We start from the raw sequence: 11,517 nt of genomic DNA, 5'->3' as shown, positions 1-11,517 counted from the left end.
TCGTTGTGAGATCCACCGGACCTCTACCGAGGAGCCGGGCGCAGGGCACGGCGCGGATCAGGACTGACTGAGGGCAAGGTCGAACCCGCTGAGGAAATCGCGAAACGAGGTCTGGGCGTCGATGGCCTCGACGAGGCTCGACCCCCTGCCGGCCTTGACGTTGCGCACGCAGTGGGAAGCGGCCGTCTGGACCCGGTTGAGCGCCTGCTGCCAACTGGAGTTGGCGATCTTGTCAGGCGGGTCACGGAATGCCTTCGCCGCCTTCACGTCATCGAGCACCTGATTGCAACGCGGCGCGATCGTGGGGTCCGCGGTGTACTGATCACTCACCTCACCCAGGGTTTTCACATCCGTGGCGATGGCACTCATGTGTTCCTGGCCGCCGTCCTTGGCCCAGCCCGCCACCGTCTCCTTGTCCTTGGAGCAGCCGGCGAGGGCGGTGAGCAGCAGGGCTGTGCCTGTCATGACGAGAACGCCTCGCACGGCGGGACGGGAGCGGATCGACAGGTTCATGGGACGCGTCCTTCTCTTCGTGTGAAACGCTGGGACCGTTCGTCAGTCTCGTCGGGCGACCGTGCATGCCTCGGCCGCCCAACGTTGCGTGACCTCTCGGCAGAGCCGACTCGCCGGCGACCCGGGCGAGCCCGGGGGCGAGTGCCGATGGCTGGTCCCCCGAGGAGCCGCGACGCTCGGTCTCCCCGCCGCCTCTGGGAATCCCCCACGTACTGCCCCCCCCCTTCGCACTGACCGCCCGGGTCAGGCGATTCACCATGATCGCAAGACGCAGCCCCGGATCCATCGGGGAAATTACCGACTCGTGCACGTAGAAGAACGGGGCCCAGGCGTAATTCCGAGGGGTTTGTGGTGAGTTGCTTGTGCCGGTACGTGGGCAACCGGGGCAACTGTCTGTCGGACAGCCGATTTCCGTGGTACGACTGGATGCCGTCCGTGACAGGCGTGTCGGCACCTGTTGCCCAGTCGTCGCCGTACGGACCGGAACGGTTCAGGCGAGCGGGAGTTTGAGGACCCCGCGGTCATGTCCGACGATCAGCTCCGGACCTGCCGTGGCCAGGCAGGTGAGCGCCACCTCCAGGGCGATGTGCCGCACCGCACCGGTCTCCGGTTCCCATATCCGGAGTCTGTGACTGCTCTTGCTGCCGGTGACCAGGACGGTGCGGCCGTCGGGCAGGGTGGTGCCGGTGATGACCGGCAGGCCGGCGGTGCCTGTCGAGACGGGCAGACCGTCGCCGATCGGGGCACCGGTGACAAGGTCCCACAGCATGACCACGCCGCGGTTGTCTCCGGTGGCCAGCACCGTTCGGTGATATGCGGGCACAGCCGCCACCGTTGCCACACGGTGGTCGGCGTCCTTGAGCGCATGTGCGCTCAACTGGACGGCCTCGCCTCGTTCCCAGGGGTCGTCGACGGCCGGATCCCACACGTGAACGCGGCCCCCGGTGTCCGAGGCCGCGATCAGCGTGTGGCCGGTGGAGATCGGGACGGCGGCGATCGACTGGATCGGGCTGCCATAGGGGTTGAGGCGCCCGACGGGCTCACCGGTGAGTGGGTCCCACAACCGGACGGCCCCGCGGGGCGTTGCGGTGACGAGCAGGGTCCGACCGTCGGGGACGGTCGCCGTACACATTCCGGTCACCCCGCCGGGCCAGTTGCCGACCGGTTCGCGAACCGGCTGCCCAGTGAGCGGATTCCACAGGGCGATGGTCCCGGTGTCGCCTCCGCTCGCCAGAAGGATGCCGCCATCGGGCAGAGGCAGGGCGGTCATCGAGCGGATGCGGTCAGGATGTCCTGGCAGCGGTTCATGGACGAGTCGGCCGTCGGCCACGCCCCACAGACACACCACGCCCCTGCCCCCGCCGCCGGCCACGAGGGGTGGCCGACCCGGGCGGGGCACCACCGTCAGCGCGTCGACACCTCCTGGCCCACCGGGCTCGGAATCGGAGAACATCGATATGCGGCCCCAGGATGTGCCGTCGCCCGCGAGCAGAGCGTTCCCGTCCTGTCGGAACCGGGTCGCCGCTTCGCGTGTTCGGTCGGCCGCCGCCGGCTCCACCGTGGCTGCCGATCCGCCGGAGGCCGCGCACGTTGTCGTCAGAGGATTCTGGGGGCGGGCACCGTCCGGGTTCTCCGTCAGGCCGTCAACGATCGTCCATGTCCGCTCGCAGTCCCAGCAGCAGAAGTCCCCGGTCAACATCATCAGTTCGCGGGCCCACTCCTTCCCGGCCCATTGTGGGGCGCCCTTGACCGCGACCATGGCGGCGACCAGACACAGCACGGCCTGCGCCGGTGTTTCGGTAGGTATTCCGGTCTCCGCGACTTGGCGTGCCACCCGTAGGAAGGGCTCCCACCCCTCCCCCAGCGCCTCCTCCCGCAACGCTGCGGCCACCTCGCCCCACGGGTGCTCTGCCTGGCGGACAGGGACGGGCTCAAGAAGCTCCGGAGCTTCGAAGGTCGGATGCACCGGGTCCACAAAGAAGTCGGGTATCTCGGTATCGCTTCCGCACCCCGGACACACCAGCAGGAGACCGCTCTCCTTGGGATCGAGAAGCCGCCACAGCGCTTCGCCCGTGCGGTGGCCGGCGAAGGCCACGCAGGAGAGCACGAGGTGGGCACAGACCTGTGCGGGAGCTTTTGCGGCAAGGAGGCTGTGTGTGGCCGCCCGCTCGGCCAGACGCAGTGCGGCGCTGAACCCCGCCTCGAGATCCGTCGGGACGGGAGGCCTGTCCGTCGCGGTCACGATGAATCCCATGTCCGCCCAGAAATCCACGGACTGCCCCGGAGGCAGGGCCGCTGCCGCCTCGACGAGATGCGGCAGGGCCGCGTAGGCCCCGTCGGACACGGTTCCGTCATCCATCAGGCCGCCGGTCATGTACGTCCAGGCCTGCCGCCATTCATCGCCGCTGCCCGTGACAGCCGCGGACGCCATCTGCTCGAGGAGCGCTTTCACCTCCTCGGCTGTCACTCCGTCGAGGTCACGCCAACGGGGGCTGTGCAAGGGCAGCTTGGGAATCATGATGTGAGTCTCACAATCAGCGGTGACAAACAACGATCAGCGGTGACACACAAGGGACACGGTGTCTGGCAACCCCTTGCTCCCAGCGAACCACCTGTGCGCGCGGGGAGATGCCGCGGCCCGGCAGAACGAAGTGACGTGCGGTCCGGCACGGTGTCGTATCTCGCCCGTCGATCAGCTCATCAACTGATCGGCGACAACTGCCACCGAACCGGGCACGACCCGCTCCAAAACCGGCAGGACGGTGGCCCAGCCGTCGAGAACCACGACCTGTGCAGCAAGCCTGCGGGCGTGGGACGACTCGGAGAGCTCCGCGAGCGCGGCCAGTGCTCGGGCTCGTGTCGCACGGTAGGCGATTGTGTGGGCGAGGGCCTCGGCGCGGCCCGGATCGCCCTGCCGGGCCAGCTCCCGGACGACCGCGACCAGTGCCTCGCCCTGTGCCCAGCGGTCGTCGATCCGGTGGGCGAGGGCTTCGGCCCGGCCCGGATCGCTGTGCCTGGCCAGCTCCCGGGCTACTTCGATCAGCGCCCTGGCTTGTGCCCCACGGTCGTTGATCGAGTGGGCGAGAGCCTCGGCCACATCCGTGTCGCTGTAGCGGGCCAGCTCTCCGACGATCTCCGCCTGCCGCCCCACGCGCAGATCGGGGTCGAGCCGGTCGGCGAGGGCCATCGCCCGCTCGACGTGCCCGTGCCGGGCCAGCAGGAGGGTCACGGACCTCAGCAAAATGTCGTGATCAAGGCCGGCGCCGGTGCCGAGCAGTGTCTCGGCCCGGTCGGCCAGGGCGAGGGCCACGTCGTGGTCGGCGGTTTCGGCCACCGCGTCCAACACGCATGCCAAGTCCCAGGCGTTGAGCGGTGATCCGGGGGAGGACAGCCGAGCGCCGACCTCGTCCACGTCTTCTTCTTCCCGGGCCATGTCCTTGTCCGTGGTTTCGCCGTGCGGCCACTCTCCTTCCGTGTCCGCGTCGCCGGCGGCAAGTCCGGGTGGGGGGCGCAGGAAGGCGTCGAGCCGGGCCAGGTCTCCTCCGGCCGCCTCGCGGGCCAACACCATCGCCAAGGGCCTGGGTTGGGACCACCCTGTCGTGTGGCGGGACCGGGTGATGTCCTCCACGCGGTCGGCGAGCGCTACGGCCCGGTCGTGGTCGCCGATGGCGACGGTCACCTCCGCGAGGAGGGCGAGCACCTGTTCCCTTCCGGCGACGGCGAAGGCACTCAGCTCGGCCTCGGCGCGAGCGGCGAACCTGAGCGCCTCATCGGTGTCACCGTTGTCCGCTGCCGCCTTCGCCAGCATGGCCCAGGCCCTCCCCCAGTTGTGCGGGTAGCGGATCCTTTCCACCAGAGCGACCGCCTCGTCACGCTCACCGGCACGGGCCCATTGAGGCACGAGGGCGACCAGTGCCTGGTCTCGCAGCTGCCGCAAGGGAATCGACTCGGCCAGCGCCTGGGCGCCGCACAGGTCTGCCGCGCCGGCCGCGGCCTTCACCAGCTCCAGGAGTTCATCGCCCTGTTCGAGCTCGTCGCTGACCGTGTACGCCAGCTCAGCCGCGCGGGCGAGGTGGCCGGTGCGGGCGAGTGCTTTCGGAACCCACCCGTCGACGAGACCGGTGCCCGGGTCCCTGCCCACCGACAACCGGAAAAGGGTCAGCAGACAGGGCTCGAACCCCCTTTGCACGACGTCTCTTCCGGTGTGGTTTTCCGGTGCAAGGCCGCGACGCAGCTCCCGTTCCCGAGTCCGAAAAAGCTCATGCCCCCACTGGGCCAGCCCTTCTGGCATGCCTGGTGCTCCCTTGGTGAAGCCGGTCCCGGGCAGTGCGCCTGCAAACGAAGGCGTGCGCCCCCTTCTGGACAGGCCGTATGACATACCGTCAGTTCTCGCCGTCAGTCAGTCCGGGCTGTGGTCGTGGTGGTCTGGGCCGCCGTCCGCGGCACCCCCCGCGACGGCGGCCTTGTGGAGGCTTTCGATCCGCCAGGCCCCGTTGGCGTAGATCTCCTTCCGGGGGAACAGGGCGAGGACGCTGCCGTCAGGTCCCTTCACGGTGATACGTGTTCCCTGGTCCTCGTGCCCCCACCACTCCACGCTGTCGACGGAGACCTCGTGCCAGCCCAAGGGCCGCAGTGTGCGGCGGGTAGCCACCACGACACCGTCCTCGAAACAGTAGAGCCGAGGCGCCGGGCCGCCCGGCCGCCGAAGGTACAGGGGCAGAAACACGATCACTACGCCTCCGGCGGCCATCATCAGGCAGAGGACGGCGCCCGAGAACCGGAGCCACCGGTAACCCTCGTCAAGGCCGTGCAGGAGACGGAAAGCAAAGAACCCGAACCCCGCGGCCAAGGGCAGGAAGAACACCCATGAGGGTCCATCGGGCGACTTCTCGGGGCATGCGAACCCCTCGTAGTGGCCGAAGCCGCGCGCGGCCGCGCTCCCCCACGCATGGTCCAGTTCCCGCACGACATCCCCCGATCGCTCCCGCCCCACGACAAGCCCCGTGTGATCAGTGTCCCGGCCACGCGGCCGCGAACCATCCGTGAAACCACGTAACTGCTTCACCAAGACTGTCCGCTCGATCGCGCTGAACCCGCCAAGGAAGGACGGAGTCACGCGGCCAAGGGCTGTGAGGCTACGTGGTTTCACGGATGCGCTCCGCAAACGCGAGATGTCAGGGTTCGGAGCGTTGTCGTCTTGCACGGTGAGGTGGCCGCGGGGCGCCGGGCGGCCGCGAAAGGCGTACCGCGCGCGGGGAGGGGGAAAGCGGTGGCCGGTGTCGACGTCAGCGACAGAACGTTGTGGAGGGTGCCTGGCGGGGGCGTCCTCTACCGGAGGCCGGCGATGGCCGACGGCGCCGTCTACGTCCTCGACGACCTCAGCGCTCTGGCAGCGATCGACGCGAGCACCGGAGAGCGGCGTTGGACACTGCGCAACGACTCCACGATCGAGTCATCGCCGGTGGCCGGCACCGGCGTTGTGTACTTCGCCGACATGACCGGCTACTTGACGGCGGTGGACGCCACGACCGGCGAGGTGCGCTGGAAGTGGAGAGCGCGCCGGTCGAAGACCAGGATGAAGACGAACATGTCGACGCCGGCGGCGGCCGGCCACATCGTGTACGCCGCACACGACAGCCGGATGTGGGCGCTGGACGGGCTCACCGGCCGGCCGGTGTGGGACGTCGGGGTGGCGGACCATCGCACATTCCTGAATCCACCGCCCATGGTGGCCGACGGTGTTCTGTACGCGGCCGAGGGCGGGCACCTGCTGGCGCTGGACAGCACCACCGGAGACAGGCGATGGGATGTCGTTCCCCGCTGGGGCGTTCAGCAGACGCCGACGGTGGCCGGCGGAAGCGTGTATGTGGGCAACCGTGAGGGCCTGGTCGTGATGGACGCGGCGACGGGCGAGGAACGCTGGCGGTTGTCCCCGGGAGGGACGGTGTGGGCGACGCCCGCGGTGGCCGAGGGCATCGTGGTCGCCGGTGTCAGCGGCTGGTACCTGGTGGCGGTGGACGCCGAATCGGGTCGGGAAAGGTGGCGGCTGAAGGCCCGCGGTGAGATCCACGCGACGCCGGCTGTCGCCGACGGCACGGTGTACGCAGGCAGCGCTGACGGGCGCCTGTGGGCGGTGGACGCGGCCACGGGCCAGGCACGGTGGAAGGTCAGGACCGCAGGGCCGGTGCACTCCACGCCCTTGGTGAGGGGTGACACGGTGTACATCGACAGTCTCGACGAGCACCTCTACGCCGTACGGGCTCACCGGCCGGGCGAAGCAGCTGCCGAGGACCGCCGCGCTGCCTTGGCCCCCGCGCTGCGAACCGGCATACGTCGAGGATCAGTTCCGGCAGCCCCGGCCCCGATCGCCGGCACAGTGCGCTGGCGGGTGCGGATCAGCGGTGCGGGACGTTTCTCGCCGACTGTCGCCGACGACGTCGTGTACCTGAGCACCTACCGCGGCTTGCTGGCACTGGACGCCGCCACGGGCCAGGAACGGTGGAAACTGACGTCCGCCCACCTGTTCGACTCATCACCGGTGCTTGCCGACGGCACGCTGTACGTCGGCAACGGGAGGCACCTGTGGGCCGTGGACGCGGCCACCGGCCATGTGCGGTGGAAGCGTGCGACCGACTATGTGGGAGATACCCGACCGGCGGTGGCCGACGGCACGGTGTACACAGCCGGCCGGAACGGATGCGTCTGGGCCGTGGACGCGGCCACGGGCCGCAGGCGGTGGAAGCAGAGGCTTCGGCCGCGCCGGCCACGGTCCTACCGCCGGTTCACCTCCCCCACGGTGGCCGACGGCCGGGTCTACGTCAGCTTCCCCGGCGATTCCCTGTGGGCGGTGGACGCCGCCACGGGAAACAGGCTGTGGGGGGTGAAAACCTACTCTCCGCCTTACACCGCACCGGTAGTGGCCGACGGCACCCTCTACGTCGGGGGCGACCGCGGTCTGATCGCGGTGGACGCCGCCACCGGCGGAAGGCGGTGGCAGCGGTCCTACGGCAGGGACACATGGTCCACGCCGGCGGTCGTCGACGGGACCGTGTACATGGGCAGCAACGGCTGGTACCTGTGGGCCGTCGACGCGGCCACCGGGAAGGAACGCTGGAAGCAGGAGACCGGAGCCGCTCATCAATCGTCGCCGACGGTGGCGGAAGGGACCGTGTACATCGGCAGCGAGGACATGTCGCTCTGGGCCGTCAACGCGGCCACGGGCGAGGAACATTGGCGGCTGCACACACGCGGAAAGGTGAATTCGTCGCCCGTGGTGGCGGACGGAACTGTGTACGTCAGCAGCCAGGACAACTTCCTGTACGCGGTTCACACCTGACGCCCGCGCCCAGGGAACCCGCGTGCGCCACGTGGCGGGGTGGACCGTGGGAAGCCAAGGATCAGCGCTGCGGTCCCGCCCAGCTGACGCGACGAGGGTTTCGACCGCTGTTCCTGCGCACGGCTCGGGACGCGTGATGCGTCGGGCTGCCTGCTGGCTTCGCGGACGTGTTTCGACGCGGCGCCTCGGTGACTCTGGACGGGACGCGCAGCGGAACCGCGCCGCGACGGCGCGCGGGTCGGTGTGGGATGTCGAGGTACGACGCCGAGGAGAGCGCTGCCATGGCTTCGCTGGACGGCCGGCAACACCAAGCGTCCGCACGAGAGGGCTTCCGGCTGCGGTTGGCTCCGCGTCAGACCCGGTTACTGGATCAGTTCGATGTGCGGGTGGTCCGCGGATGCCGGGCACACGTGGAGTTGCAGGTCGTAGCCTCGGGCGAGGTCGAGCATGGTGAAGTTCGCCGGCGGGGTTCCGGGGAGGAGCGGCGTGGGGTCGGTCTGCTCCTCTTCGGGGGCCCAGCTCTCGGTGCCGTCGTTCCATTCGGTCGAGGCGATCGTCAGCAGCGGGTCCATCCCCGTGCCGCATGCCGGGCAGAGCCGGGGCATGGGGTCGGTGAGGCCCCAGCGGCTCCAGCCACCGGTCTTCCAGCCCGGGGAGACGGACAGCATGTCCATGTAGAGCTCCTCGGGGGCGACCTCGTAGGAAGTGTCCAGTGCGGGACCGGCCGCCTGCCACCTGCTCCAGTCGGCCAGTTGCTCCTGCAGCTCCTTGTCCAGCTCCAGATAGCTGGGGTATTCGGTGACCTGCTCCGGCGTGCACAGGCACGGCTCCGGCACATAGCCGGGGAACTGGACCGCGGGCGGCTCGGGTGGTGTGTCGAGTACGTCGGTGACCTCGGCGGCGGACCGCCAGAACAGTGCGGTCCTGGGGTGGGCCGGGTGGTCGAAGGGGCACCAGAGGACCTGGAGCAGATCGGCTTCGGACCCGCCGGGCGGGCGCAGCAGCGGGATGTCGCGTGCGGAGAGCTGTGCGACGGGCAGCATGGCGATCGGGCCCTCAGGCCAAGGACGGCCGGCCATGAGCCGCTCCTCCGTCGCCAGTTCCTCGGGCGTGGCCCAGGGCCCCTCGGGCTCGCGGCGCCGTCGGCTTTCCGACTCCGCCCGGTTGCGACGCCACTGCCGTACGTCCTGCGGTGAGAGGGCCGCGTTCACCCCGTCCCACTTGTGCGGGCCCTCGCACTGCGGCCACGGCTCGTCGGCGGGCCACAGCAACGGTCCGCCGACGGAGCTGTCGTGCGGTGACGGAGACCCGGGAAGGGGATGCAGCCGAGTCGCCGTGCGTGCCAGGGGAGCCAGTTGAGGAAAGAGCGCGGCGATGTCGAACGGCCGCGGCGGGGTGGTGCGACTCATACTGGCTCCCGTAGGCACGTACTGGCTGAGATCAGTTTCCGAGGTTGAGCAACCCAGTGTCCGCCTGGGTGTTGGGGACGAAGACGTTGGGGAACAGCTGCTCCGTCGTGCCGTTCGCCCGTTGGATGTTAGCGCTCATCGTGACACCCACCGGAATGGTGCTGGTCTCGTCCCGGAAGACGGGCGTGACCTGGTAGAAGATCGCGTCGTTCGGCCCGAAGGAGTCCAGCGCCACGGTCCGTTGAGCCTCGAACTCGTAGGTCCGCATGCTCGGGGTACCGGTGTTCATCCCCACCTGCCAGCACGGGACGAGGTTGTTCTGCCCGCCGTCCCGGATCCTGCCCGGTCCGCCGAGGATGTTCGCGATCAGGTGGCACCGGGCCTGTGCGACGACGGGCGGGTTCGCCTGGGCGAACAGCTGAGCGTCCTGCCAGCCGGTGATGTCCCCCGAGGCCTCCTTGCCCTTGCCGAGCGTCTTCCCCAGGCAGGCCTGCGCCGTCGTCGGCCGGGTGCCGGGCGAGCCGAGCGGGGTGGTGGTCTTGTTGACGTGGGCGACCGCTTCGGTGGTGTTCTTGATCCACCCGGTGCCGGAAGGAAGCGCACCGGTCGGCAGGTTCGCCAGGCAAGGGGCCTGCGGGACGTCGGCCGGCGTCGTGAAGGCCACCTTGAACTGGTCGGCGTCGATCACCCGCTGGTTCTCGAAGCCCTCGGTGAGCTTCCCGTCGGCGAACTGCTTGTCGGCGGCCGGGACATGGGCGCGCACACAGGGCGCGGCGGGATCCATGTCCCGGCTGTCGCCGAGGACGTAGGTATCCCATGCGCCGCTGCTGGCATTCGGGATCACCTCGACGCACTCACCGCCGTCGATTCCTCCCTCCTTGACCTCCGCGAAGGGGAACTCGCCACAGGTGTCGGTGTCGACGAGGTCCGTGTTGGCCTCGAAGGGCTCGGTGCCCGCGCTTCCGCAGGTGCGCGCCGTACGGTCGGCTGTCCCGCTCTTCTCCCTGGTCAGCGGCTTGCTCTGCCCCCAGCCGTCCGCGAGGTTCTGCTGCGCCCACTGGTAGGCGGCCACCGCGCCACCGGGGTCCGAGCCCTGCGCGCTCATCGGCACGACGGCCATGACAGAGGGGATGACGCAACCTGGTGACGCCGTGCTCGTGGCAGTGACGTCCCGGACCGCGTCGTCGCAGCGGATCTTGCGGGGGTTGTCCCATGAGGCGTTCGGGTCGACGGCCGTGGCGCCCGGGGACGTCACGTACAGCTTGTACGAGGTGGTGAACTGTACGTCGGTGCCCGGGGCCGGGGCCGAGGAGTAGGCGACGGTGCCGCTGAGGGACTGGCCCAGGGTCAGGTCACCGCCGTACCAGGGGGCGGTCTTCGTCGCCGTGCAGCCGGTTCCGCAGGAGGCCCTGAACTTGGCGTTGAGGGCGGTGACGCTGCCGCTCGCGGCGGTCATCGTCACCGTGACCTGCTCGTCCCACTTGGTGCCCTTGGCGGGCAGGGTCGCACTGGTCGACACCGCCAGGGTGCCCCGTCCGATGTCCTTGCCGTTGCTGTCACGCAGGATGTAGACGACGCTCACCCCGCTCACGCAGTACGCGAAGCGCTTGTAGGAGTAGCTGCCGGGGGTGGTGATGTCGCAGCTGCCGGAGTCGGCGGCCGCGAGCGCGGTGAGACGCTGCTGCTGTGTCGCCGAGTGCTTGACCGGGGCCGGGCTCGTGCTCACACATGCCTCGGTGGCGCCCGCCCGGCGCTCCTTCGAGCCCGCACGGGTGGGCCGGCAGTGCTCCCCGGGTTCCGCGGGAAAGGCGCTGGTCCTGGTGAGCGGGGCGGTCGCCGGCGCCTCCGCCGACGTGGGCCTGCCCACCTGTCGCACCTGTTCTCCCTCCCCTTGCTGGGCGGAGCTCACACCGGTGGACAGGCCCAGCGTCACCGCGGTCAGGAGGGCCAACAGGGCCGACCGGGCTCGTCTTCGTCCGGGCCGTTCAGGTCGTATCGCGTGCATGATCGTCATACCCCTTTTCTTGGCGGGAACGGCACGGCGGTGCCGTGGACCGCGGACGCTGCCCGGCTCTCGGGGAGGTGGAGCGTCAGGTCCGCACTGGGTGGCGGGGCACCCGGGCGGCGTCGGCTTTCGGGACCGGTCCACGTCGCCGACGGGCCGCGCCGATTGATGCCGCCGGTGCGTCCAAGTCGTCGGTGGTCGGGCCGCTGCGGACGCCGAAGTCCCGGCAGGGGCGGTCCTCCTCCTGCCTGCGC

General features: G+C 69.8%; 7 protein-coding genes. 1 reads left to right on the top strand and 6 read right to left on the bottom strand.

The window, feature by feature from the left end:
- Nucleotides 1-57: 57 nt before the first annotated feature.
- The 4 genes from OG841_RS45955 to OG841_RS45940 all read right to left on the bottom strand — a co-directional run bounded on the left by OG841_RS45955 (nucleotide 58) and on the right by OG841_RS45940 (nucleotide 5,506).
- Nucleotides 58-513, bottom strand: coding sequence for a hypothetical protein (locus OG841_RS45955; protein WP_365122969.1), 456 nt, complete (start codon nucleotides 511-513; stop codon nucleotides 58-60).
- A gap of 490 nt (nucleotides 514-1,003) precedes the next feature.
- Nucleotides 1,004-3,031, bottom strand: a complete 2,028-nt coding sequence (locus OG841_RS45950; protein ID WP_365122970.1) for a WD40 repeat domain-containing protein — start codon at nucleotides 3,029-3,031, stop codon at nucleotides 1,004-1,006.
- 174 nt (nucleotides 3,032-3,205) lie between these two features.
- Nucleotides 3,206-4,702, bottom strand: a complete 1,497-nt coding sequence (locus tag OG841_RS45945; RefSeq protein ID WP_371570247.1) for a hypothetical protein — start codon at nucleotides 4,700-4,702, stop codon at nucleotides 3,206-3,208.
- A 210-nt stretch (nucleotides 4,703-4,912) separates the two neighbouring features.
- On the bottom strand, nucleotides 4,913-5,506 hold the full coding sequence (locus OG841_RS45940; RefSeq protein WP_365122975.1) for a hypothetical protein: 594 nt from the start codon (nucleotides 5,504-5,506) through the stop codon (nucleotides 4,913-4,915).
- A gap of 216 nt (nucleotides 5,507-5,722) precedes the next feature.
- Between OG841_RS45940 and OG841_RS45935 the strand changes: the two genes are divergently transcribed.
- Entirely contained in the window at nucleotides 5,723-7,849 is a 2,127-nt protein-coding gene (locus tag OG841_RS45935; protein ID WP_371571020.1) for an outer membrane protein assembly factor BamB family protein, read from the top strand.
- Nucleotides 7,850-8,211: 362 nt separating this feature from the next.
- Here the strand turns inward: OG841_RS45935 and OG841_RS45930 are convergent, their stop codons facing one another.
- On the bottom strand, nucleotides 8,212-9,258 hold the full coding sequence (locus OG841_RS45930) for a hypothetical protein (RefSeq protein WP_365122980.1): 1,047 nt from the start codon (nucleotides 9,256-9,258) through the stop codon (nucleotides 8,212-8,214).
- Nucleotides 9,259-9,289: 31 nt separating this feature from the next.
- Nucleotides 9,290-11,272 carry a DNA/RNA non-specific endonuclease gene (locus OG841_RS45925; protein WP_365122983.1) on the bottom strand — a complete coding sequence of 661 codons (1,983 nt, stop codon included), beginning with the start codon at nucleotides 11,270-11,272 and terminating at the stop codon, nucleotides 9,290-9,292.
- Nucleotides 11,273-11,517: the final 245 nt, after the last annotated feature.

This window comes from Streptomyces canus, assembly GCF_041435015.1.
Classification (GTDB): domain Bacteria; phylum Actinomycetota; class Actinomycetes; order Streptomycetales; family Streptomycetaceae; genus Streptomyces; species Streptomyces canus_G.
Note: the sequence above shows the minus strand (reverse complement) of the source record. Positions and strands in the feature narration are given on the sequence as shown.

Coding starts and splice junctions, on each gene's coding strand:
- OG841_RS45955 (WP_365122969.1), bottom strand. CDS start 513: ATGAACCTGTCGATCCGCTCCCGTCCCGCCGTGCGAGGCGTTCTCGTC.
- OG841_RS45950 (WP_365122970.1), bottom strand. CDS start 3,031: ATGATTCCCAAGCTGCCCTTGCACAGCCCCCGTTGGCGTGACCTCGAC.
- OG841_RS45930 (WP_365122980.1), bottom strand. CDS start 9,258: ATGAGTCGCACCACCCCGCCGCGGCCGTTCGACATCGCCGCGCTCTTT.
- OG841_RS45925 (WP_365122983.1), bottom strand. CDS start 11,272: ATGACGATCATGCACGCGATACGACCTGAACGGCCCGGACGAAGACGA.